The organism is Psychrobacillus sp. FSL K6-2836, from assembly GCF_038003085.1.
Classification (GTDB): Bacteria; Bacillota; Bacilli; order Bacillales_A; family Planococcaceae; genus Psychrobacillus.
On sequence record NZ_JBBOOM010000001.1, the window covers coordinates 2,929,174 to 2,955,131 of the forward strand.

A 25,958-nucleotide genomic window follows, 5' to 3' on the forward strand; every position below is an offset into this window, starting at 1 on the left:
CTTGTACCAGCTCCGTATAAAATCTACCAAATAACATGTTTCAGTTCGTAGGAAACTCTGTTATTCTACTGCCACTTAATATAGTATTAAAATAGAAAATATAAAATAAAGGCAGGATTTAAATGGAGAATAAATGGAAGTTTGGTATACGTTCTAAGATTACCATCGGATACATCATTATTATTATTTGTTTATTTGCTTCCGTTATTATATTGAACAATCAAATTCGTTCACTTCAGCAAGAAAGAAATTATCTCCTTCAATATAATAACGAAGTAGAAACATTGACAAATAACGTAGAAAAATTCGTGATGGACATGCAGGCAGGTCAGCGAGGATTTATTATTACAGGGAATGAAATCTACTTAGAGCCTTACTATAAAGCAGCGGGTGAGTGGCAGATTGAATTCGAGGAACTGTATCAGTTAATGGCTGACAAACCAGATCAGCAACAAAAACTCCAAGTGGTAAGAGAAACAATTGACCTATGGATAGCTGAGGCTGGGGAAAATGCGATAAGACTTAAAAGGGATAATAATGATGCTGCTATTCAAGAATTCTATGCAAATGATCGTGGTCGCGAATATATGCAGTCTATAAGAATCCAGTTTAATGACTTTCGAGAATCTGAAAGAGAAATTGCACAAGTTAGAGCTGAGGAGTTAGATAGGCAAAATAATACATTAACTGTAGGATTATTTGGACTACTCCTTGCTGTTTCTATAATTGCGATAACAATATCAAACCAGGTTTCCAAATCGATTGTGAGAACAATTAATGAAGTAGCGCAAACCATAAAAAAAATTGCTTCTGAAAATGGTGATCTCAAAGAAAGAATAAATGTAAACACTAATGATGAAATAAACGAGCTTGCAAATGCAACAAATGAGCTATTGGATAACTTGGATGACCGAGAATGGTTACAAACAAATCTAGCTGAAATTGTGACAAAATATCAGGGCGTTGCTTCTATAGACGCACTTGCAAAAGTATTTATGTCTGAAATAGCTATAATGACCAACTCTTCATTTGGTGCATTTTATGTAAGAGAAACAAACGATCACGAGAATTATTTCATCAAGAAAGCATCCTTTGCCGATACTTCTCCTCCTCAGAAGGAAATAGGAAGAGAAAGTTTTCGTTTAGGGCAAGGCTTGATTGGACAGTGTGCACAAGAGAAACATAGCTTTGTATTTAATGAAATACCAAAAGATTATCGCTATATATCTACAGGTTTAGGGGAGGTACCCCCTCGTAGTATATTTATTGTTCCTATATTGTTTGAAGAGGACGTCATTGCAGTGATGGAACTTGCTACCATGTATGAATATAGTAAGCTACAGCAGGACTTAGTAAAACAAATTGTGGAAACCTTTGGATTGTCCATTAATAGTGTAATGGGACGTATGGAAATTGTTCGACTATTAAACGAATCCAGAGCAATGACAGAGGAATTACAAGTACAGTCTGAAGAATTACAAACTCAATCCGAAGAGCTTCAAATGCAAACGGAAGAATTAACACAAATTAATGAACAATTAGAAGAAAAAACAAAGGATGCGGAAACAAAAACCGAAGAGCTAGAGAAAATTAGACAAGAATTAGAAGAAAAGGCAGAGCAACTTACACTACATTCAAACTATAAATCAGAGTTTCTTGCGAATATGTCTCATGAACTCCGAACACCTTTGAACAGTATCCTCATACTTTCGGAAATGCTAGCAGAAAACGCTCAAGGGCGTTTAGCAGATGAGGATGCGGAGTTTGCAAATGTTATACATTCTTCAGGGGAAGATTTACTCTCATTAATAAATGATATATTAGATCTTTCTAAGGTAGAGGCAGGTAAATTCGAAGTTCTATTTGAAGAAGTGAATTTAAGTGAATTACCTGTACATATGGAGCATGTATTCTCACCTGTTGCACAGAAGAAAGATTTAGAATTTCATATTTTCAAAGCGGAGGATGTAAAAGACCTTTTCTTTACAGATGAAAAAAGGTTTCAGCAAATTTTAAAAAATCTTCTATCAAATGCTTTTAAATTCACTAAACAAGGTTCCGTTGCTTTAACGATTAAACAAATTGATAGCCAATTGCAAACAGAGGAAATGAGAGCAATAAGTAAAGATTGGTTGGAAGTATCGATAGCCGACACTGGCATCGGTATTCCGATAGACAAGCATGAGCTTATCTTTGAAACATTCCAGCAAGCAGATGGCGCAACTGTTCGTAAGTATGGCGGAACAGGTCTTGGTTTATCTATTTGTAAAGAGTTTGCTAAGCTCCTTGGTGGCTGGATTACTCTTCAAAGTGAAGAGGGTGTAGGTAGCATATTTAAACTGATTGTTCCCAGTTTACCAAACGGCCTTATTTTAGATAAACATCTAAATATAGGTTATTCAGAAGTAGCTGCCACACATGTATCATTGGAGCCGCTCACAGATTTTGTGCCAGACTTCGCTAGTCTAGATATGCAAGAGCACAAAATAAAAGAAAAAAATGAAATGTTAGCTTCTTTGCATGATCATTCGAATGTCTTCCAAGACAAAAACATCTTAATCGTTGATGATGATTACCGTAATATATATGCTCTTAAAACAGCCCTTGAAAGAAGGGGTATGAATACTCTTATAGCTAAAGACGGTATCGAATGTTTGGATATACTACAGGGTGAAGCCGAAATTGATATTGTATTAATGGACATCATGATGCCGAATATGGATGGATATGAAACGATGTCTAGAATTAGAAATGATCTACAATTTAAAGAATTGCCTGTTATAGCTTTAACAGCCAAAGCAATGAAAAATGATCGAGATAAGTGTCTGGAAGCTGGTGCTTCTGACTACATCAGTAAACCGCTAAATCTAGATCAACTATTCTCTGTACTTCGAGTATGGTTAGTATCTTAAGGGAGTTATAAGATGGACAAGCAATGTGAAAATATGGAACTTGAAGCCGTAGATATACAATACGAAGGCATGGAAATCGATTTCTTGCTAGAAGCAATCTATCGCTTATCAGGATTCGATTTTCGGAAATACAATCGATCTTCCATTTCTCGTCGTATTCACAATCGCATGAATATTAATGGCCTTGAGACGATCACAGGTTTACTCGATAAGGTGATACATGAAGAGGATTTTTTAGAACAAATGCTAAATGATTTTTCTATCAACGTAACAGAAATGTTTCGTAACCCCAGCTTCTTCAAAGCTTTTAGAAAAGAAGTAGTACCTATTCTTCGTGAGTATCCAGAGATTCGTATTTGGCATGCTGGATGTGCGACGGGTGAAGAGGTATACTCCATGGCAATTTTGTTAGAAGAAGAGGGACTCAAGGACAAAACAGTCATATATGCGACAGATATGAATGAACAAGTATTAGAAAAGGCTAGCAAAGGAGCTTTTCCTATCCAGAAAATGCAAGCATATACAAAAAACTATATGCTTGCTGGGGGAAATTACGCATTTTCTGAGTACTATAAAGCAGATCATCAATATGCTTATTTCCACCCGTCGATACTAGAAAACATTATCTTTGCACAGCATAACCTAGTGACAGATCAATCGTTCAATGAGTTTCATGTTATTATATGCCGAAATGTCCTTATTTACTTTACTTCAGAGCTTCAGGAGCAGGTACAACATCTGTTCTATGAGAGTTTAAGTCCTAAGGGCTTCCTCGGGTTGGGGGACAAAGAAACGCTCCGATTCTCTCAAACCATGGAAAATTATCAAGAAATAGCAGGCAACGAACGTATTTATCAAAGGGTTAGATAATGGGCTTAAGAAGTAGGAAACTTCTACTCATAGGAAACTATTTACCAATAAATTATAAAATAAAAAGCGCAAGAATGTTGTTCTTTCAACATTCTTGCGTTTTATATTATTTCTTAGATTTAATCATTAACAAACACATATCGTCTGGTTGAGCCGTTTGTTTATCTTTTGTTAATAGGTTATCAATCAGTGACTGTGATTGGTTCCACTTTTTAGAAGCTAAATGTTCAAGCTGCTTTTCTGATTCTATTTCACATGGTCCCATTGCTTCTAAAACGCCATCTGTATACAATATAATTTGTATATCTTTCTCGTACGTAATGACCTCTTTTTTTACCTCTATCTCATCAAAGAATCCGACGGCACAGCTTCCTTTATCTATTGGAATCATTTTGTTATCGTCGACAAGTGCAAATCCCGGTGGATGACCAGCATTCACGTACTCTATTGTTTTCAGTTCTGTGTCTACTACCATATATATGGCTGTAAAATAATAAGGAATTCCAATCTTCTCGTTATGTAAAACAAGCATATAGCGATTTAACTCCTTTATAACAAGTTCGGGATCTACTAATTGCTTAATAGATTCTCTTAATACAGAGGATATAAACATACATACTAGGGAAGCAGAAATACCATGTCCCATCATGTCCAACAAAACGATTGCATATCGATGTTCACTTATTTTATGCCAATAGTACATGTCCCCCGCAAGATTAAAGGAGGGGAGGTATGATACTTCTATTTGAATCTTTTCTTCTTTAAAGGGAGGAGTTAAAAGACTTCTTTGGACATGTGTAGCTAAGTCTAGTTCGTATTGAATTTTGTTTTCATGCTGTGTATGCCAATCAAGTTCTGCCTTTAAACGAAGGGCTACACGAATTCGTGCTAATAGCTCTACTTTATTTATTGGCTTAGTTATGTAATCGATTCCACCAATATCAAGAGCTTCAGCTAATTTGTTTTTATCCTCTAGTGCTGTTACAAAAATAATTTGGATATCCTTAAATCGCTCATTTTGTTTGATGCGTTTACAAGCCTCAATGCCATCAATTTCGGGCATCATAATGTCTAGTAAGATTAAATCCACCGAATTAAAGGTTGGATTTGGGTTGTCCAGCTGTAAATAATCAAATAACATTTGAGCCGATGTTAGTGGTACAGTATCTTTATAACCAGCGCTATCTAATATTTTTTCTATTACAAATAGATTGACTGTATTGTCATCTACCAGTAGAATCGTCATTGGTTATTTCCCCCTGTATTTAAAAAGATAGTTTTGTATTTTATTATTTAAAAATAATAGCTAAACTCATTATCTCTTTATTATACAAAAGAATACACAGATACGGTATGTTTTAAAGATGATTAAATACTTCAATTTAAAATCTTGTTCAATATACTTGTATCAAGGTGTCCAATTTAACGCTAATAGGAACTCGCTACCTAACACAAAATTGGTGATATGGACGTACCATTTCTATTTTAGTCTCCTATCATTCGTTACTGAATTTTTTATTGGAAATCCAATAGTTTGTTACAAATACTGCCAAGATCACACAAAGAAAGGTTAGCGCTAGATTGCCTATTGCGTTTGAATTTACAGAACCTGTTATGAGTACTTCCATAGCATACATACTCATACTAGCAGGGTTTACTAAATCTATGACTGAACTTAAGCCCACAATAACTCTGCAAGCTATTAAACACGCAATGGAAATTAATGCGATAAGGCCGGGACTATTTATAAGAGTGCTAATCATAGTTGTAAACGAGACTATAAAAAGAACCCAGACAAGATAAAATAATAGGCCTATGAGCATATCGGAAACAGCAACATTTGTGAATAGAAAATTCACGTATAGATAGGATGCAAGGTACCCAACAGTAATACTAAATGCAGTAAAAATATAGTTAGAAGCAATTTTGCCTCCTACGTATGAACGAACCGCTACAGGTCTGGTTAATATAAAGGCTAGCATTCCGTTCGCTTTATCGGTTTGTATAATCCCCATCAAAGAGATTGCGATAATCATAATTCCTAGTTGGTCAAATTGTGAAGCTAACGTTCCAGCTAAAATCTCTCCACCTTGCTGAGCAGTCATACTAGGGTCAATCGTAATGCCTTGACCGCTCCCTAAAGCTTCTAATATGGTAGGTAAGTAATATGTCATTACAGGTTGTGTAATGCCTAATAAGATAAATACTAGCGGCAGCCAAATGATTTTAAAATCTCGTATCATCTGGGTAAATTCTTTGTTTACGAGGACTATAAAGCTATTCATTTTTCCACCACCAATTTCAAAAAGATTTCTTCTAATGTATCGTTTCCGATTTCAAACTTTAGGATATTTACATTATGCTTCAGTGCATGACTTAGTAATAAGTTTTTGTTAGTTTCAAGGTTTTCAACTTTCACCTTTAGCTTATTCCCAATTACTTCTATGCCTTTCACGTAAGGTAATTCTTCTACAATGCCAATCCATTTTTGATCCTTCTCTGTAATCTCTATATTTAATTTATTGTCACCATTTCTTTGAAGTAGTTCAGTAATTGATGTATCCTCAATTTTCAATCCATCTTTAATAACTATAAATCTCTCACAGATTTCTTGTGCATCACCTAAAATATGTGTTGATAGTAGAATCGTTGTTTCCTTTTTTATTTCTTGAATAAGGTTTAATACTTCTCTTCGACCAATAGGGTCTAAGGCAGAAACTGGCTCATCCATAATAATGAGGGAAGGCTTATGTAGTAAAGTTTGAGCAATTCCAAGTCGTTGTTTCATGCCTCCTGAAAATGTACCTACTTTCGTGTCTTCCTCTTTGCTTAATCCAACTTTTTTTAAAATGATTGGAATAGAGCTCGTTAATACATTTTTACTTAGTCCCGAAAGTTTTCCCATGAACATAAGTGTCTCTCTAGCTGTCATCCAATGAAAGAAGTTTGGATATTGTGGTAAGTATCCAATTTCTTTTTTCATCGAAGAAATTTTTTTTCCGTTTAAGAGTATTTCACCAGTGTCTGGATTAATAATATCTGCGATCATTTTAATGAGCGTCGATTTCCCAGCTCCATTCGGTCCGATTAGTCCGACACAATCTCCTGATTGTAGCTCCATCGAGAAGCTGTCGACTGCAGTTTTGTTTTTAAAAGTTTTCTTTACATTTCTGATTTCCAATTTCAAAATCGCTCACTATCCTTTCTTCCTATAACAAAATACAGAATAGGTCCAATTGTATTGCCAAAAATTATTATTAGCGTCCATATGAGTACATTATTCCTTCTGCTTTTATTTCTGTACAAATCTATTAATGCCACCATTGCAAGTATGAATCCTACTAAAATAACTGGAAGTACAATAGGTAGAAACGACATTAAATCAAAGTCCTTTAAATCATCTATTCCATAATGTAATTGCATAATCCCAACTCCTTCAATAATTTCATTTTCATTATTGATAATGATAACATGATAAGTTATTTTTTGCACTAGTTATTCTTATTCTTTATAATGAGAATAAGAATAACTAAGTGAGGGGATAGAATGTTAAATAAAGTTGAAGTTCTAATGCATCCAGTACGAATGAAAATTTCTCAAGCATTATTAAGGAATAAAGAAGATGGACTAACACCATTAGAAATGGTCAAAATCATTAAAGATGTGCCACAAGCAACACTCTACAGACATATACAAGTGTTATTGGACTCCGAAATAATTCGTGTAATAAAGGAAAAAAAGGTGAAGTCGGTATCTGAGAAATATTATGTATTAAATGAAGAGAAGCTGAAACTTGACCAAGATGAATGGAATCAAGCGTCACAACAAGAAAAACTGGATTTTGTATCCTTTTATCAATTATCACTAATGACTCAATATCAAAATTATTTAAAGAAAATAGAAGAAACGAACGATTCTCCTGATGGAGCGACATTTTCTTTAGTGGAATTAAAAATGAATGATGGAGACTTCCTAAATTTTCAAAATGAGCTAAAAGAAATCTTAACTAAATACTACCATTCTACGAAGGACCAAAATGAAAAAGATACCCCTGTGCGAACAATAGCGGTTACAATTATTCCAGATACATGAAGTAGTAATTGCGAGGGAGGTAATAATTATGGAACAACTTCAACAAGCTATAGAAATGCGACGAGACGGAAAGATTGAAGAGTCTATAAAAATATTAGAAAGTATCCCTGATAAAGATGGGCGTATATATTTTGAATGTGGATGGAATTATAGTGTTCTAGACAATGCAAATAAGGCCATCAAGTATTATGAGTTAGCCATTGAACTAGAGTTACCAAAGGAATTAAAGCAAAAAGCTTATATGGATCTTGGTTTTAATTATTTTTCACTTCATCGGTATGAAGAGGCAGAACAAATACTCTATAATGGCATAGGGAAATTTCATGATTCGGAAGCATTTCGTGCAATGCTTGCTGTAGTACGTTATAAGCTAGGGCATTCAAGGGAGGGCATGATTGATTTAATGCAGCTATTACTTGAATTATATCCGAATCCGAGTAAGGAAATTGCCAAGTACAGAACAGAACTAATGCATTATGTCCAACAAAGGTAGAGGTGAATTATGACGATAATAGAAAAGGTAAAAGCGGCTTTAACTGGAGTTGGTGTAGGTGGTTTTCATACTGGTATGGTACCTCCATATGACCGCTATGATTTATATTTAAATGATCTGGACATGGAAGTAAGAAGAAGTGCAACTACAGCTTTTACGATGCAACTTGGTACTTGGCATGCTGGTAGTAGTTTTTCGTTTACCCCTCAGCATAAACGTAAGTTTGTCGGTGGTTTTGGAGATGTAAAATGGCATGAATTTCATCACTATATAAAAGCATTTGTCACATATCATCAGGAAATTCAACGAGATTTTCCGATTATGTATGCATTTATTGTATGGTTTTTTATTCATTTGGAGGACGAGAAACTAATATCGTTTGAAGAAAGGTTTCCAGAATTAGACCCTATTTGGTGTAATCGACTTAGGAAAGAAGTTTTACAGCCGAATGCGGACATTAACATACCTCATATGAAACATTTTTTTAGAGAAACAAAGCTAGAGCCATTTTTTAAAGATGATTTTTGGAATGACGAAAACTAAAATAAGACTCCAATCAATTTACTGAACTGATCGGGGGCTTTTTTACATAATACTTGGAAACTCCATTAAAGCTAATTCTTCATTATTAAATTGGAGAGAGGTCTTTCTTTATATGAAGACTTATAGAAGGAACTTCCCAGCACTTAGATAGCCCAACTCTATTAGACGGTGAAAATAGATTAAAGAATTTGATTGAAATGTTCGGCAGTCAAATGTTTGAAGGTATTGATGGAGATAAAAAAGACTACATAATAACAAAGGTTCAGAATAATTTAGAAAACTTGTAAAGACAGTAATTGGATAGCTGATTACAAAAGGATTCGTGTAATCGAGATAAAAGAATAAAGAATTGCCTGTCCAAAAGTTGAACTAGGGCAGATTTTTCATCATCATATAACTGAAGCTTCTCATGAGTTTAAAACTCTGGAAGGCTTCTTTTTTTTGGATGTCAATAATTTCTACATCTAGTCAACTTACTAAAATAGGGCTGTCGCCTTAGTGGATAATTAGGCTCTAGAGCGTTAATTTCATAATTTAGTATCGTATGATTATTATGAAAGTTAGAAAAATTGTATTTATAAAAAAACAGAAAAATTCTATAGGAGAAAGGAGCGGGAATTTTGTTTTTAAGAATTGTGAAAAACGATTTCATTAAGAATAAGTTTTTAACTGTGTCCATATTTGTGTTTATCACTATGTCCGTTATTATGGCGGCCAGTGCCATTAATAATATTGCTAATCTGATTCAGGGGGTGTCAGACTTTCAGGAGAGTGCAGTACCAGCTGACATTACTGTGATGCATGCCGGAGAATATGACCAGGCAGACATCGACCATTTCACAGAAGAATACCGAGATCATATATTTATGCAGGAGACGATGGTTCTTCAAAATATAGATGGAAGTGATATTCATTTTGCTCAAAATCAAACGATGGCTGGAACTATACAGGATATTTCATTTGTTATACAGAATAAGAATATTGATTTTATTTTGGACCTGGATAATGAAAAGTTGGATGTAAGGGAAGGTTTCGTTGCGGTTCCCATCTATTTCATGGAACGATGTGATTTAAAAATAGGTGATACGATTACGGTGAAAAGTGGCGGGTATGAGAAAGAGCTTATCATTTCAGATTATGCAAGAGATTTTGAGATGAACTCTTCCATTACTTCCTCTAAACGGTTTGTGATAAATCAAAATGACTATAATGAAATGCTTAAAATGCAGGCAGGCGAACTAGAATATCTAATCGAATTCAAGCTGAATGAAAAAGGGGATTCTGCGGTTGTTCAGACTGCCTATAACGAAGCAGGTCTTCCGGCAAACGGGCCTATAATGGAAGGTAAGATATTTACGATGTTTAATGCCATGTCAGATTTGGCAGTTGCACTTGTTATTATATTTATTAGTATTCTGCTTATTGTGATTGCTACACTCTGTATCAGACTTACATTTCTGGCAACGTTTGATGAGGATATTAAAGAAATTGGTGTTATGAAAGCAATTGGGATATCCAAAAGAGATATAAAAAAGGTCTATCTTAACAAATATAGAGTTATCTCAATAGCTGCTGGTATTATCGGTTATTTACTTTCCTTTGTAGCGGTAAATCTGTTGAACGGTAATATGAGACTTTATATCTCTTCGGATTTATCTGGAAACTTGAAATATGTACTAACTCTTATAGCACCTTTATTTGTATATTTCATGATTGTGATGTACAGCAAACAAGTACTGAAACGAATTGATAAGATTTCTGCGGTGGAAGCATTGCGGAAAGATTCTATGGAACATGGAAAGAATCGAAAGTACAGTTTTCCGCTGCTGAAAAACAAAATTTTCAGCACTAATATTTATATGGGACTAAGGGATGTATGGAAACGATTCAAACTATACAGGCTGCTGTTTGTTATTTTTATCGTATGTACGTTTATTGCCATACTTCCTGTAAATATCTATAACACGATGAATTCACCGGAATTTTCCACTTACATGGGAATAGGGAAATCCGATATGCGAATAGATCTTAGAAGGACTGATCGTATTACAGAAGATTTTAAAAAGCTGCAGGAAGAGCTGAAAAATGATTCGGATATAGAAAAGTATGCTGCTTATATCACAAGTTCCTACCAGGTTAAAAATAGGGAAGGTTCTTGGGACTACAATAATATTGAAACTGGAGATTTTTCCGTATTTCCATTAAATTATCTGGAAGGAAGAGCACCGGAGGGTAAAGCAGAGATCTCACTTTCCTTTGCCAATGCCGCAAAAGACGGATTAAACAAGAAAGTAGGAGATGATATAACAGTCAAGATTGGCGAGGAAGAACAGACTTTAACGGTTACGGGTATTTATCAGGATATTACAAATGGTGGAAAAACAGCAAAGGCCCATACGAGTCTTGGAGTAAATGAAGAGGCCGTTCTTTGGTATATTGTGAGTTTGGATTTGGCTGATGGTGCTGAAAATCGGGTGAAAATGGACTACTACCAGAATGCTTATAGCACAGCTCAGGTCAATAATATCAAAGAATATACGCATCAGACACTTGGAAATATCATAGAGCAGATGGGTACCGTAGTGATAGGCGGATTCGCCATCGCGATTATTATAGCTGTATTAATTACGGCATTATTCCTTCGAATGTTATTATCCAAGGATATGTCTCAGATTGCAATCATGCGAAGTACGGGTCTAACTTCAAAAAATATTAGTCATCAATATATGGCAGGAACTTTGATGGTCCTGATATTAGGAATCATACTTGGCGTGCTGTTTTCGAATTATTTAGGGGAGTTTCTTGTTAGTATGGCTATGTCCTTTATGGGAGCTGCAAAAATTGAATTTGTTCATGTTGTATGGCAGACTTGGCTGCTATGTCCGCTAGCGCTGATTGTAGTAGTTGGCTTTACAATATTTGTGTCCTGTAGGGTAGCCGTAAAAGATGATTTATCTGTCGTTTTAAGAAGTTAGAAGTGCTGAAAAGACATGGAGGGATATAGATGAGCAATATAATAGAAGCAAGAAGTATGAACAAAAAAGTAGAATTAGGAAAAGATAATGAGCTTCATATATTGAAGTATGTAAACCTGGATATAGAAGAAGGTGAATTCGTGTCAGTTATGGGGCCATCTGGTAGTGGAAAATCAACGCTTTTGTATAATATAAGCGGAATGGATAGAGTTACTTCCGGCAGTGTGAAATTTAAAGACCGTGAAATCAGCACACTAAAAGAAGAAGAACTTGCAAAGGTTAGACTGGATCACATGGGATTTATCTTTCAGGATATTCATCTATTAAAAAATCTTTCATTGATTGACAATGTTATGTTTCCCGCTCTTGTACCAAAGGATGTGGATAAAAATGCAGTGTATCAAAAAGCAAAAAATCTGATGAAGATGACAGGAATTGACAAGCTTGCAGATCGTACTATCATCCAAGGCTCTGGTGGTCAGTTACAGAGAGTAGCTATCTGCAGATCATTGATAAATAATCCAGATATTATTTTTGGAGACGAACCGACCGGAGCATTAGATTCCAAATCGACAAGAGAGATAATGTCTATACTGGCAGAGATTAACAAGGAAGGGACAACTGTCATGCTCGTTACACATGATGTGAAGGTGGCAGCAAAAACTGAAAGAATACTATTTATGGTAGATGGAAATCTTGTTGCACAGAAGAAAATGCTAAAATACGATGAGCAGCAAGACGATATTAAGCAAAGAGAAGAAAGTATTATGAAATGGTTAGTGGAAAATGGGTTCTAAATTTTATTAAAATGAGTTAAAAGAAATCCTGACTAAATACTACCGTTCTATAATTAGCTACGAGGAAAAGATATCCCCGTACGAATAATTGCGGCACATGAAGCAACATCAATGAAACTTATAGGGGCAAGTTGGTTAAATTCAATTTAGAGATTTCTCCTCATACTAAATGATAAATGAGAGGTCTCTTTTTTACATTGAAATAGTATATAACCTTGTAAGATCTCCGAAAAGGGAAAAAGTACAAGAGATAGTTTTTTATAGAAGGAACTTTCTATCTTTATGTTGAACTACTAATTAAATGAAAAGAATGTAGGTGCGTAGATGAATAACATTATTAAATACTACAACAAGTTTGATGAATGGGGGCGACTGGATAGAGAGCCTATCGAGTTTAAAGTGAATTGGCATTATATAAAAAAGTATCTTCCTCTGAATGGGAATATTCTAGATAATGGTGCAGGACCAGGGAAATATTCTATGCAACTTGCTAATGAGGGGTATAAGGTTACGCTCACTGATTTAACCCCAAAGCTAGTTGAACTTGCGAAAACCAAAGCGCATGAACTTAAGATAGAACAAAACTTTAATGGTTTCCATGCGGCTGATGCAAGAGATCTTACTTTACTGAAGGATGAGCAGTTTGATGCTTCATTAATGCTTGGCCCTTTGTATCACTTACAGGAAGAATCAGATCGGATTAAAGCAGTAGAAGAGTTATATCGAGTTACGAAAAAGGATGGTATTGTTTTTGTGGCATTTATGCCGAGAATTAGACATATCTTAACTTCTCTTTTACATCCTGAAAATTGGAAGCCAAATAACGAAATGGATAACATTGAGCAATTTGCTCGAACAGGATGCTTTAATCATGGAGATGAAGGGCGATTTACAGGTGCTTATTACTTTAATATAGAAGAAATAAAACCATTCATGGAGTCACAGGGATTTGAAAGTCTAGCATTAATAGGTTCCAATATAGGTGCCCTCCTGAGCAGTGATGATTGGAGTTACTGGAGAGATAAAGGAGAAAATGAGTTTGCAAAAGTCATAAAATTACTAACTGAAAAAGCTAGTGATCCTAATGTTTTAGGAATCTCCTCACACTTACTTTATATTGGAAGAAAGATAGATGCTTAATAGAATTACAAATATACGATTCCAATTATAAACTTATTTAGTCGGTCGAAATAACTATTCTCTTAGTATAGGTACATTCTAGTCATTATCTGATAATTTACATAATATTTATGAAGTGGGGTAAATATTAGTAGATTGCTTATTAAATAATGGTAAGAAAGGGGACTATACTTTGCAAATCAAGGGAGAGGTATTGCGTACAGTACGAAAAGAACAGAACATGTCACAGGAAGAACTAGCTTTAGAGTTAAAGGTTACAGTCAGCACCATTTCTAACTGGGAACGAAAGGAATACGTCCCAGATGAACGGTATAATAGACCGATTGCACGAGCCTTAGATGTGAGTGTTTATAAGCTTACTGGAGTTCCATCGAATGTTTCATCAGTAGACGTGAAACCAATAGACACTTACGAGGAAGAAAATATTTTACTTGAACGCTTGATGGAATCATTTGAACAATTTGTACAAGATAAAGAGAAGAATATAGGGAATGCAAAACAGGAACTTTGGGAAGATGATTGGCGAAATGGCTAAAGATATCCAGATAACAATTCGAAAAAACAGAAAATTAATATAGAATTGAAGAGTTGATGATTATTATTTGATCATCAACTTTTTTACAGGTTAATTATATAAAAATGTCCTGTGAACACTGGGCTCATTGGACTTTAAAGAAGGATTAAAACAGCTGATTTCCGTTTCAGGCAAAGAAACAAAGGCTAAGAGCGCACCTCGCGATCGCAACGCCTTCGTGACCAACATCCTGTTGGCCTCCGCAGGGTGAGCGATAATCCATCACCGCCGCTTGCGCGTTCGCCTAAGATGGCTTATCTGTCTCACTCATCCTGCTAGAGTCGCCACCTTTTACTACAATCAATTCAGTGTGTAGTACCCAACTAGAAGAATTAGCATAGCTTATCGCTTAGATGATAAGATTGGTCAAATTTTAAATAGGGACAAAATCATTTGTAATCGCTTATAAATTAGAAATGCTATTATTTGATAAGAGATGAAGGAAGTAGAATTTCTATTATACAAGTGGAAGTATAGAGAAATAGTAAGTGTTTACCTTATAAAGAAGCGAAATAGCGAACGAAATTGCATTTTCGAGAGCTTTCTCTATGAATAGGAAAGTAGCTTTTCTCTAGTTATCCAAAAATGCACTTACCTGTTTCTAAGAGTTATAAAAGGGCGCGGGACAGACTAACGCCATAAGATTACCGAACAAAAGAGATGCTAGTTGGTTGTGACGTCCGTCACAACCAACTAGCATCCCTAAAATTTCACTCGGTAATCATATAGCAAAAGGTCTGTCCGAAGCCCTTCGAAAACGATAGAAACAGGTTTTGAACTTTAAGGATCTGGGATTTTCTTGTTCGATTTCTTATTACTTATAAAATAATTGGAACTACTCTTTAGTTATTTTGTAGATGTAAAAAAAAGGGTGGAAAGATGGATTTCTTAATTAACTTCATCGTAATAACTTTATTAATTTTTCCTTTTATAGCTCTTGTTCACGAATCCGGGCACTAAATACAATTGTTGGTCCAACAGACGGTAAGCAGCTAGTAAATCTTTATAGTAAATGACTTTTAAATGGAGGTAAAATTATGAGACAAATAATTGCACTCGGTGGTGGGGGATTCTCTATGGAACCAGATAACCCTTTGTTGGATTTATATATTCTGCAGTCGGCTAGTAAAGCCACACCAAAAGTCTGTTTTATCCCTACGGCAAGTGGAGATTCAGAGGGGTATATCTCCAGATATTATGACTTTTTTGATAAACAAGATTGTGTGCCTTCTCATCTTTCATTGTTTAAACCACCAGCTAGAGATTTAGAAAGCTTCCTATTAGATAAAGATATTATTTATGTTGGTGGCGGAAATACGAAAAACTTATTAGTGTTATGGAAGGCATGGGGAATTGATACTATGCTAAAAAAAGCATGGGAGCAAGGCGTGGTATTGGCTGGAATTAGTGCAGGCTCTATTTGTTGGTTTGAAGAAGGAGTTACTGATTCTTATGGGGATAGCCTTGAACCAATTTCGTGTCTAGGCTTATTAAGGGGAAGTAACTGTCCTCATTATGATGGAGAATCTGATAGGAGACCTGCTTATCAGAATCTAATCGCTACTAATAGTATTAAACCAGGAATCGCAACTGATGACGGTGTTGCCATTCACTATATTGATCAGAAAATAAATAAAATAGTTAGTTCAAGACCAGCCGCAAAAGCATATAAGATTTCATACGATAATCACTTAGTGGAAACAGAACTAGAAACGGAATACTTAGGTTCATATTATTAAACAGGGGAAGACTTGTGCTTAGAATTGCAAGCTCACCAGGACCTGATTACATAGTAAAATAGAACTTTCAAAGAAGCCAGTAGCATTTGATGCTTAAGGTTTCTTTTTTATTGACATATATAATACGCAATCCACCTTGAATTCTAGCCCAAAACCCTCTTCATCATTCCAAAAGCTAAAAAAGTATAGGTAATGATAAAAGAATACAGTTGATAGCGCTTTCACAAAAGTATTCGGAATTTATAATTAAAGAGTAATTACTTTTTAGAAAAAGGGAGAGGGATAAAAGAATGAAGAAGTTCAAGGGGTTAACTTTTTTAGTTATTTTAATGGTTTTCGCATTAGTAGCCGCGGGATGTAACAATGGCGGAGGCAGTTCGGTAGATGTTGGTATCGTCTTGCCAACAAAGGATGAGCCGCGTTGGGTTCAAGATGAACAACGCTTTAAAGATGCTTTAGCAGATTCGGATTATTCTACGGAAATCCTGTTCAGCCAAGGATCTTCAGCGAAAGAAAAAGAAAATGTAGAAGCATTATTAAATAAAGGGATAAAAGTATTAATCATCACTCCTCATGATGGAGCGGCAGCAGCTGCAGCGGTAGAAGCAGCGAAAAAAGAGGATGTAACAGTTATAGCATATGACCGTTTAATCACGGATACTGACGCGGTAGATTACTATGTAACTTTTGATAGCTTAGCAGTTGGGGCTGCACAAGCTCAGTATTTAGTAGATAATGCAGATGGTTCAGACGTTCCACTTTATTTGTATGCGGGTGCGGCGTCTGATAACAATGCATTCTTGTTCTTCGAGGGCGCATGGAAAGTGCTTCAACCGAAAATTGCTGATGGAACTTTCAAAATTGCAAACTCAAGTGAAGCAGAAGCTTTAAAGGATTCAGCGGATCTATCGCGTGACCAATTAGGTAAAATCATCGGTCAGATTACAACGAACTGGGATGCCAATGATGCTAAAAATAAAGCACAGACACATTTAACTGCAGCTAGTGACGATTTAAAAGGAAATGTTTCAATTCTTGCACCAAATGATGGAACTGCGCGTTCTATCGCAGATGTATTTGCTTCTGACAGCGCAATTACTAAATACTTTGTAACTGGGCAAGATGCAGAAAAAGCATCGATTCAATATATTATAGATGAACAACAATCGATGACTGTTTTCAAGGATGTTCGTACATTAGTAAAAGATGCTATGGGTATGGCAGTAGAAGTGTTAGATGGTAATACACCAGAAACAACAGGTTCTTACGACAATGGGTCAGTTGAAGTAAAAGCAAAACAAACAGATGTAATCGTAGTTGATAAAGAAAATGTTAAAGCAGAGCTTATCGACTCTGAGTATTACGAGGCAAGCGAATTCACTGGTTTAGAGTAAACATCTGAAAAGGAAGAATAGTGATAGATTCATCTATCACTATTTCTCCATTTTTATTTGTTTTAGTAAGGGGAGGCAATAGTATGAGTGATTATATTTTAGAGATGAATAAAATTTCTAAAGAATTCCCAGGAGTCAAGGCCCTCTCAAATGTGAATTTCAAAGTGAGAAAAGGTGAGATTCATTGTTTGGTTGGAGAAAACGGTGCAGGAAAATCGACTCTGATGAAAGTGCTGAGTGGAGTGTACCCATATGGAACTTACGATGGGGATATTGTATTTGAAGGAAAAGTTCAACAGTTCAATGAAATAACAGATAGTGTCAAAGTTGGTATTGGAATTATTTATCAAGAGCTAGCACTATTTCCAGATTTGACTGTGTATGAAAATATATTTGCTGGAAACGAACTTAAAAAAGGTCCCTTCGTAGATTGGAACAAAACGATAGTTCAAGCAACCGGTTTGTTGGAAAAAGTAAAGTTAAAAGTGACTCCAGAAACATTGATCAAGGAATTAGGTGTAGGGAAACAACAGCTAGTTGAAATTGCCAAAGCTCTAAGTAAGGATGTTAACTTGCTTATATTAGATGAACCAACTGCCGCACTTAATGAGGATGACAGTGAAAATTTATTGGTACTTTTAAAGGAACTGAAAAACCAAGGAATTAGCTGCATTATGATTTCTCATAAGCTAAAGGAAGTCATCTCCATTGCAGATAAAGTAACAGTATTACGTGATGGACAGACGATTTGTACTCTAGACGCGAGTAGCGGTGAAGTATCTGAAAATGTCATTATAAAAAATATGGTAGGCCGCGACATAGAAGATATTTATCCAAAGCGTCTGGACAAGAAAATCGGTGAAACGATTCTAGAATTATCTGATTGGACTGCTTATGATTCCCAACTCGGTCGGAATGTCGTAAAAAACGTTCAGCTTGAGGTGAAAAAAGGCGAGATCATTGGAATTGCAGGACTTATGGGATCAGGTCGTACAGAACTTGCACTCAGCATTTTTGGTAACCCTAAAAACTATAAGCTACAGGGCAACATGAAAATGTTTGGGGAAACAAAAGAACTAAAGCATACAAGTGAAGCTATTAAAGCTGGTATTGCCTATGTGACCGAGGATCGTAAGGGAGACGGCTTATTCCTATTACAGGATATTAAGAGTAATGTTTCTGCAGCGCATCTAAAAGGAATCTCCACAAAGGGAATACTAAATTTAAACGAAGAAGTGAAGATAGGAACTGAATATAAGGATTCGCTTTATATTAAAGCAAGCTCACTTGAACAGATTGTTGGGAAACTCAGTGGTGGAAACCAACAAAAAGTATCACTTGGTAAATGGTTGTTTACTGGACCTAAGATTTTGATATTGGATGAACCGACAAGAGGAATCGATGTAGGAGCGAAGTTTGAGATTTATACAATAATGAACGAACTGATCAGCGAAGGAATGAGTATTATTATGATTTCCTCAGAACTAGGTGAAGTACTAGGGATGAGTGATCGAATATATGTCATGGCAGAAGGCTCCGTTAAAGGCGAGCTAACGATGGAAGAAGCGACACAAGAAACGATAATGGAACTTGCGACGCAATAAAAGGGGGATAACGATGAACTTTTTTAAGGAAGCTAAAGCGCTCGTCAAAGCCAACATTCGAGATTATGGAATGTATATTGCGTTAATAGTGATTATGTTAACGTTTACGATTATGACGAACGGATTATTTATGTCTTCACGAAACATTAGTAATTTATTGGATTCAGCTGGCTATATCGCTGTATTGGCAGTAGGGATGACGCTAGTGATTGTCATTCGTCACATAGATTTGTCAGTTGGGTTTTTAGCAGGATTTTTAGGTGCCATTGCTGCGATATTTTTAACACAAATGGGAGTATCAGTATGGATTACTATCCCAGTTATTTTAATCCTTGGAGCACTGATTGGATTGGTTAATGGTGTATTAGTAGCGAAAATTGGAATACCATCCTTTGTAGCAACACTTGCAGGAATGCTGATTTTCCGTGGGGCTTTGCTTCAGGTTACGGAAAAGACAGGAACTATTATTATTAAAGACGATCAGTTTAATGCGATTGGGAACGGATTTATCCCATCTATTATGCAAATAAATGGCTTACATCTTTTAACATTATTAGTAGGTTTAATAGGGATTCTTTTGTTTGTTTACAATGAAATTTCAAATAGACGTAACAAAATGACCTATGGTTTCGAGGTTATGTCTAGTGGATTATTCAGTGCAAAGCTTGTATTAATATCCGCAATTATTGGATATATTACATGGATTTTAGCAGGGTATAACGGTTTGTCTTGGACAGTAATCATTATGATTATAGTAGTAATTATCTATCACTTCTTATCGTCGAAAACTGTACTTGGTCGCCATATTTATGCAGTCGGGAGTAATCCAGAAGCTGCTCATTTAAGCGGTATCAATGTACAAAAGATTACATATATCGTATTTGGGTCGATGGGAATGCTCGCTGCATTATCTGGGATTCTATTTACTTCTAGGCTTCAATCAGCAACGACTACAGCAGGAACACTATTCGAGCTAGATGCAATCGCTGCAGCATATGTTGGAGGGGTATCTTCTGCTGGTGGTGTCGGTAAAGTAACAGGTGCTATTATTGGTGCCATTGTTATGGCTTCCTTATCGAGTGGGATGAACTTACTTGGTGTTGGTATTTCGTATCAGTACATGATTCGTGGAGGCGTTTTAGCTGGAGCGGTAATCTTTGATGTGATGACACGTAAGCAACGAGCTTAATACAATAAGTGATGATTTGTGGCACCCTTTCTGTTATAGGGGTGCCTCGTGTTATTCATATGATAATGTTTTTCTAAAAAGATAATAGGGCGATTACTTGCTCATTAGTATAGCATACATGCATACAACCTCTATTTACTTGCGCCACAGGTGAAAATACTTGCGGAATGGACAATTTTTTACCAAAAATAAACAGGGCATCTAATAATAAGAGGATATTCACCGTTAAAACATGCCGAAAAAATAGGATTGTCAATTTAATTCCGGGTGTTAATATGGAAGAAACAAGTATATGGAAAGGGGAAGGTAAATGCGGAAAAAAATTGTTCTTCTACTTGGTGCACTCATCATTGTTTTCAGTTATTTCACGATTATATCTGCAACAAAGGCTTTTCGATCCACAAGTGAATTACCTGCACCCCTTTCCAAGTTGGAGGATTCTGTTCGTATCGTACTAATCACGCAAGAGTTAGATACACCCTTTTGGAATAAGGTCGGACAAGGGGCCAAGGAGCAGGCTAAGAAAGAAAACGTTGAGCTGGAAGTGTGGGGAAGCTATGGAAATGACCAGGACGATTTTTTAAAAAAGATGGAGATTGCCATTCATTCCAAAGTGGATGGGATCATCGTTCAGGGGCTAGATACCGAGGAATTTAAAGAGCTGTCAAAAATTAAAGCAGCCTTTTATGGAATTCCTGTCATCACAGTTGCTAATGACGTTCCAGTGGAAGAAAGTTTGCGTAAAACATACGTCGGTTCGGATCAGTTCTGGGCAGGAAAGATGGTTGCCCATCAGCTCATTAAAGAAATGGGAACATCTGGGGAAGTCATAATTCTTGGGGATGAAGTGCAAGCATATTATCAAAAAGAACGTTTAGCAGGAATACAGGATGCTCTCGAAGGATATCCAGAGATTAACATAATCATTCGAGGAACAGAGGATACAAATGAACGAGTGATTTCGACAACCCAACAACTGATGAACGAAGCACCTAGAGCTACTGCGTTTATCGCGATCAATGCGAAATATGCAGGACCTATGATTCAGGAAATAGGAAGACGAACACAGGTGGAGCCATACCATATTTATACGTTTGATGATGGAGTTGAATCGACTACCCTTTTAGAGCAGGGAAAGCTAGATGGTATTTTAGAGCAAAAGCCTAAAGAAATGGGCAAGGAAAGTGTAAAGTGGCTCATGGAATGGATTACAGGTAAGACGGTTCCGCTCGATTCCGATGGGTATTTGACGGAAACACATATGCTCGTACCGGATGGTGATACCCCATGACAACCATTCAACGAAAGATTTGGCTGCTCGTTTCCGTTATGCTACTCTCCATGGGAATTATTTGGATGATGCTAACATATTACAATCAGCAAACCCAGGAACAAACGAATACCATTCTACAGCGCTATTTACGCATGAATGAAGTAACTATTGCTAGTCAAAAAATAATAACCGACTTAAATAACTACTTGCTGGACCCTTCAGAAGTGCATAAAACACAAATAAAAAAAAGCATTAAAACTATAGAGGAAGTTCAACATGATGTAGCAAAGCTTCGCAATGAAGAGAATGCATTTTCTGTTACGAATTATATACATTTAATCGATAGTTTAGTGGAGACGGCAAATCGTTCTATACTATTTTCAGAGGAGCAGGAGTTAGAAGGTTCTACGAATGAATTCAATGAAGCGAATCGCATTTCACTGTACATATCTGAAATGACATTAACTATTTTAGATCGGGATTTAAAGACTTATAATCTTTTCTACCGAGAAATCATCGATCAGTCAGAGGAATTAAAAAAGCTAGGAATTTGGATACTTCTACTAGTAACAGTTGTATTACTTTTGGCTACCTATTGGTTCTCGCTAAGTATTACAAAACCTGTTCATCAGCTAACGAAGGCAGCAAATGAGTTAGCACGGGGACGTTTCAATCAAAAAATAATAGTGGAATCTAACGATGAAATTGCATTCTTAGCTCAAACGTTTGATGAAATGCGTATTAATATTAATGACTTGATATTGGAGATTCAGCAAAAGGCACAGCTTGAGCATGAGTTGCAGCAGAGTAAGTTGCTGCTGAAGGAGAGTCAGTTAAGAAGTCTACAGAGTCAGATTAATCCTCATTTTCTATTTAACACATTGAATACTTTGTCCAAGAAGGCATATTTGGACGGGGCAGAAGAAACGAGCGACCTGTTAGTTAGTGTAGCCGGGTTATTGCGGTATAACCTAAAGCGAATAGATCGATCAGTTACTTTATATGAGGAAGTACTTGTGCTCAATCAATATATGGAAATACAAAAAGCACGTTTTACGGACCGATTACATTTCCAGGCAACTATCGATGAATCATGCTTGCATGTCAATATCCCTGGTCTTACACTTCAGCCTATTATTGAAAACGCTGTCATCCATGCGATCGAACCAGAAGAGAATGGTGGTTCTATTTCTTTTAGAATTTTAAGAGATGGCTCATGGATTATTATTGAAATAGAGGATAGCGGAAAAGGAATATCGAAGGAAAAAATAGATCAGCTACTTGAAGGACAAATCGATGCAAATGAAGGGCATTCCACTGGCATTGGTTTTCAAAATGTAGTAAAAAGGCTCCATCTATTTTACGGTGTGGAAAATTTAGTATCCATTGAAAGTAAAAAAGGCATTGGAACAAAGGTAATCATACAAATCCCAGAAACTAGGGAGGAGGTAAGTGATGAAACTTTTAATCGTGGATGACGAACCAATTGAGCGAGCAGGAATGGAAGCCATCCTACAAAAGGCATTTCCAGACCTTTTAATTGCACAGGCTAAAAATGGAAAGGTGGCAATCGAACTAACTGACAGTTTTCAGCCTGATTTGGTTTTAATGGACATCATGATGCCAGGCATGACTGGGCTAGAAGCCATTGAAACAATTCAGGTTTCTCATCCTACTATCAAATTTGTGATGGTAACTGCTTTTGATATGTTTGATTATGCAAGACAGGCTATCAAGCTTGGTGTGAAGGATTACGTATTGAAGCCAAGTAAAGCTAGCGAAATAGTTTTAACTGTTGGAAAAGTACTGGATGAGTGTCAGAAGGAGCAGATGGCAACTAGTAATACCAATAGGCAAATCGAGAAGTGGGAGCAGGCATTTACCTTGGTGGAAACAGATATTGTCACCCAATTATTATTTGACCACGTACATGAGGTTCATATTGATATGCTCGTAGAAATGCTTGATACTCGCTCTACACTTGAAAAGTTTGTTGTAGTAGTTGTATTACCAGAAGGAGCACTCAATTATTATTTGCCAATAAAAAAAAGGGTTCGGGAAACTGGGGACGCTTGGGTAGGAGCTTTAAGCGGGAGGCAGCTCCCTCTAATTATTTTCCGAGATTCCAAGAGGAGCTTTCGTTCCCAAGCGATAGCTTTAGCTAAAGCCATTTTGTCTTTAGATAAGGAACGGCACGGAAAAGATTGGTTTTTGGGAATCGGTCAGGTGTGTCAAACACTGGATGACATTCGACAGTCTTACCAAGAGGCACTTATTGCAACTATGGATACAACTCTAGCGGTTAAATACCGGTTTTATGTGGATGTTCCAGCGCTTACTTTAGAAACAGATAATCAGATTATTAAGCAACAACAGAAAGATTTCTTTGACCATATTCGACTTGGAGACTGGATGGCTATTCGTACCAATTTGTTGGATATAATTCAGCAGTACGAAAATGTTGGGAATTCATTAATCTATACGCAGCAGCGAATACTGGAGCTACTTTGGGTGACAAATCGTGTGATGGATGAAATGGGAATGAAAGCAAGTACATTATTTTTCTCCTTCCAAGCAAATGATTATCGACAGCTACGGACAGAGACATTATTATTGTTGGAACAGTTGAATTTTGAATATAATGCACATTATGATCAAATAGAAGCAGATAAAATCCACCAAATCCAACAGTATATTCTAGAACATTCGCATGAAGATATTTCTCTAGATACGCTAGCACATCGAGTGAAATTAAGCCCGATTTATATTAGTAAAATGTTCAAAGAAAAGCTGGGGGTTAACTATATAGATTATCTAACGGAGTGTCGTATAGATAAAGCAAAGAAATTATTGAATGACTCAGAAAAAAGCTTAAAGGAAATTACCTTTGAGATTGGCTACCATGAACCAAATTATTTTAGTAAGGTATTTAAGAAAATGTGTGGGGTGTCTCCGAAGGAATATAGAAAAACATTATGGAGCAAAAAAGCTGAAGTGTAGAGGGGGAGTCAGATGAAAAATAAAATATTTTCTGTAAGCCTTTTAGGAGTAATTATGCTTCTTTTTGGCTGTACGGATACCTCTATACCTAAAACGCTTGAACCCGAAGTTAGCCCAGTCATGAAAGACGATGCCCCAGTAAGGATTGGTTTTTCGATGGATACATTACTAGAAGAACGGTGGTTAAAAGACCGTGATTTGTTTAAAGAAGCTATAGAAGACCTTGGAGCAGAGGTAGAAATTGTTGCTGCAAATGGGGACGATGCGTTACAAATATCGCAAGCAGAGACACTCATCCAAAGCGGCATTGATCTTTTGGTAATCGTTCCTCATAATGCTGCGGCTACAGCGGCAATTGTCCATAAAGCACATCTAGCAGGAATTCAAGTAATTGCCTATGATCGTCTCGTCAAAAATGCAGAGCTGGATATGTACGTATCCTTTGATAATGAGCAAGTTGGCAAAATGCAGGCAGAGGCTATGACAGCACTTGTCCCAAAGGGGAACTATGTCTTTATAGGAGGAGCCATTACAGACAACAACGCCCATCTATTGAAAGAGGGCGTATTCAAGGTGTTACAACCGTATATTGAGCGAGGAGATATCCATGTTGTCTATGACCAGTGGACGAAAGATTGGACTCCTGTAAATGCACAGACCAATATGGAGCAAGCTATTCGTACCACGAATGGAGAGATTGACGCAGTAATTGCCGCGAATGATGCCACAGCAGGTGGTGCCATTCAAGCACTGGAAGACCATGGCTTAGCTAGTCAGATACCAGTAGCAGGACAAGACGCCGACCTAGCGGGTGTCCAACGAATTGTAGCAGGAACACAAACAATGACTGTCTATAAGCCTATTCATATGCTTACCCAAAAGGTAGCTGAAATAGCAGTCGCTATGGCAAAGGGGGAAACCGTAACAGCCAACCAACAAGTCAATAATGGTAAGAAGGAAGTGCCATCGGTGTTGCTACCTCCAATTGCCGTAAATACAGACAATCTAGAAAGCACCGTTATTGAGGATGGGTTTCATGCAGCAGAAGAGGTTTATGGAAAAGGTAAAGAATAAAAGATCGGGGTACGAGTTCCACGCACACAACGTTTTCAAGCACAATAACTGATTGACTCTCATTTTAAATGATGCTATAGTGTAAATATTCTAATAAAAGGTGTGGTGAAGTATGTCTGAAGTAGGTATGAGCTAATTTTCATTAGTTTAATAAGGTGTTTAAAAACCTGGTGATAAACCAGCTTGTTTAGTACGCCTTGTTCTACATTGTTTTTCAATGTGGATACCTACCTGAAGACTGCTTCCGCATCCCTTGTTCGTTTAACATGATGTATGTTAGAACGAAGAG

General features: G+C 36.5%; 21 protein-coding genes. 17 read left to right on the forward strand and 4 right to left on the reverse strand.

What is annotated here, in order from left to right:
• The first annotated feature begins 122 nt into the window (after window positions 1–122).
• Entirely contained in the window at window positions 123–2,912 is a 2,790-nt protein-coding gene (locus MKY37_RS14025; protein ID WP_340778041.1) for a CHASE3 domain-containing protein, read from the forward strand.
• A 12-nt stretch (window positions 2,913–2,924) separates the two neighbouring features.
• Window positions 2,925–3,782, forward strand: coding sequence for a CheR family methyltransferase (locus tag MKY37_RS14030; protein ID WP_340778044.1), 858 nt, complete (start codon window positions 2,925–2,927; stop codon window positions 3,780–3,782).
• 106 nt (window positions 3,783–3,888) lie between these two features.
• On the opposite strand, the gene MKY37_RS14035 is transcribed toward MKY37_RS14030, so the two are convergent.
• The 4 genes from MKY37_RS14035 to MKY37_RS14050 form a co-directional block, all read right to left on the reverse strand.
• Window positions 3,889–5,028, reverse strand: coding sequence for a SpoIIE family protein phosphatase (locus tag MKY37_RS14035; protein ID WP_340778046.1), 1,140 nt, complete (start codon window positions 5,026–5,028; stop codon window positions 3,889–3,891).
• A gap of 250 nt (window positions 5,029–5,278) precedes the next feature.
• Window positions 5,279–6,067, reverse strand: coding sequence for an ABC transporter permease subunit (locus tag MKY37_RS14040; protein ID WP_340778048.1), 789 nt, complete (start codon window positions 6,065–6,067; stop codon window positions 5,279–5,281).
• Complete coding sequence (locus tag MKY37_RS14045) at window positions 6,064–6,969, reverse strand: ABC transporter ATP-binding protein (RefSeq protein WP_340778050.1); 906 nt, start codon at window positions 6,967–6,969, stop codon at window positions 6,064–6,066. The genes MKY37_RS14040 and MKY37_RS14045 overlap by 4 nt, the downstream gene beginning before the upstream one ends.
• On the reverse strand, window positions 6,966–7,205 hold the full coding sequence (locus MKY37_RS14050) for a PLD nuclease N-terminal domain-containing protein (RefSeq protein WP_340779936.1): 240 nt from the start codon (window positions 7,203–7,205) through the stop codon (window positions 6,966–6,968). The genes MKY37_RS14045 and MKY37_RS14050 overlap by 4 nt, the downstream gene beginning before the upstream one ends.
• Before the next feature lie 123 nt (window positions 7,206–7,328).
• Between MKY37_RS14050 and MKY37_RS14055 the strand changes: the two genes are divergently transcribed.
• The 15 genes from MKY37_RS14055 to xylF all read left to right on the forward strand — a co-directional run bounded on the left by MKY37_RS14055 (window position 7,329) and on the right by xylF (window position 25,669).
• The gene (locus MKY37_RS14055) at window positions 7,329–7,874 is read left to right on the forward strand and encodes a helix-turn-helix domain-containing protein (protein ID WP_340778051.1); all 546 of its coding nucleotides are present in this window, start codon (window positions 7,329–7,331) and stop codon (window positions 7,872–7,874) included.
• Window positions 7,875–7,902: 28 nt separating this feature from the next.
• Window positions 7,903–8,367 (forward strand): hypothetical protein, encoded by a 465-nt coding sequence (locus MKY37_RS14060; protein WP_340778054.1) that lies wholly within the window; start codon window positions 7,903–7,905, stop codon window positions 8,365–8,367.
• Window positions 8,368–8,376: 9 nt separating this feature from the next.
• Window positions 8,377–8,910, forward strand: a complete 534-nt coding sequence (locus MKY37_RS14065) for a hypothetical protein (RefSeq protein WP_340778055.1) — start codon at window positions 8,377–8,379, stop codon at window positions 8,908–8,910.
• A gap of 620 nt (window positions 8,911–9,530) precedes the next feature.
• On the forward strand, window positions 9,531–11,885 hold the full coding sequence (locus tag MKY37_RS14070; RefSeq protein WP_340778058.1) for an ABC transporter permease: 2,355 nt from the start codon (window positions 9,531–9,533) through the stop codon (window positions 11,883–11,885).
• A gap of 29 nt (window positions 11,886–11,914) precedes the next feature.
• The gene (locus MKY37_RS14075) at window positions 11,915–12,682 is read left to right on the forward strand and encodes an ABC transporter ATP-binding protein (protein ID WP_340778060.1); all 768 of its coding nucleotides are present in this window, start codon (window positions 11,915–11,917) and stop codon (window positions 12,680–12,682) included.
• Between the two features lie 324 nt (window positions 12,683–13,006).
• Window positions 13,007–13,822, forward strand: coding sequence for a class I SAM-dependent methyltransferase (locus MKY37_RS14080; RefSeq protein ID WP_340778062.1), 816 nt, complete (start codon window positions 13,007–13,009; stop codon window positions 13,820–13,822).
• Between the two features lie 172 nt (window positions 13,823–13,994).
• Window positions 13,995–14,357 (forward strand): helix-turn-helix domain-containing protein, encoded by a 363-nt coding sequence (locus tag MKY37_RS14085; protein WP_340778064.1) that lies wholly within the window; start codon window positions 13,995–13,997, stop codon window positions 14,355–14,357.
• A gap of 1,076 nt (window positions 14,358–15,433) precedes the next feature.
• Window positions 15,434–16,135, forward strand: a complete 702-nt coding sequence (locus tag MKY37_RS14090; RefSeq protein WP_340778066.1) for a Type 1 glutamine amidotransferase-like domain-containing protein — start codon at window positions 15,434–15,436, stop codon at window positions 16,133–16,135.
• 290 nt (window positions 16,136–16,425) lie between these two features.
• The gene (locus MKY37_RS14095) at window positions 16,426–17,529 is read left to right on the forward strand and encodes a sugar ABC transporter substrate-binding protein (RefSeq protein WP_340778069.1); all 1,104 of its coding nucleotides are present in this window, start codon (window positions 16,426–16,428) and stop codon (window positions 17,527–17,529) included.
• 83 nt (window positions 17,530–17,612) lie between these two features.
• Window positions 17,613–19,133 (forward strand): sugar ABC transporter ATP-binding protein, encoded by a 1,521-nt coding sequence (locus MKY37_RS14100; RefSeq protein WP_340778070.1) that lies wholly within the window; start codon window positions 17,613–17,615, stop codon window positions 19,131–19,133.
• Window positions 19,134–19,146: 13 nt separating this feature from the next.
• Window positions 19,147–20,322 carry a sugar ABC transporter permease gene (locus tag MKY37_RS14105; RefSeq protein WP_340778072.1) on the forward strand — a complete coding sequence of 392 codons (1,176 nt, stop codon included), beginning with the start codon at window positions 19,147–19,149 and terminating at the stop codon, window positions 20,320–20,322.
• A 310-nt stretch (window positions 20,323–20,632) separates the two neighbouring features.
• Window positions 20,633–21,613, forward strand: a complete 981-nt coding sequence (locus MKY37_RS14110) for a sugar ABC transporter substrate-binding protein (protein WP_340778073.1) — start codon at window positions 20,633–20,635, stop codon at window positions 21,611–21,613.
• Window positions 21,610–23,073, forward strand: coding sequence for a sensor histidine kinase (locus tag MKY37_RS14115; protein WP_340778075.1), 1,464 nt, complete (start codon window positions 21,610–21,612; stop codon window positions 23,071–23,073). Before MKY37_RS14110 ends, MKY37_RS14115 begins: the two co-directional genes overlap by 4 nt.
• Window positions 23,048–24,595 (forward strand): response regulator, encoded by a 1,548-nt coding sequence (locus tag MKY37_RS14120; protein ID WP_340778077.1) that lies wholly within the window; start codon window positions 23,048–23,050, stop codon window positions 24,593–24,595. The genes MKY37_RS14115 and MKY37_RS14120 overlap by 26 nt, the downstream gene beginning before the upstream one ends.
• 12 nt (window positions 24,596–24,607) lie before the next feature.
• A complete protein-coding gene (gene xylF / locus MKY37_RS14125) occupies window positions 24,608–25,669 on the forward strand; it encodes a D-xylose ABC transporter substrate-binding protein (RefSeq protein ID WP_340778079.1) in 1,062 nt (353 codons plus the stop codon).
• Window positions 25,670–25,958: the final 289 nt, after the last annotated feature.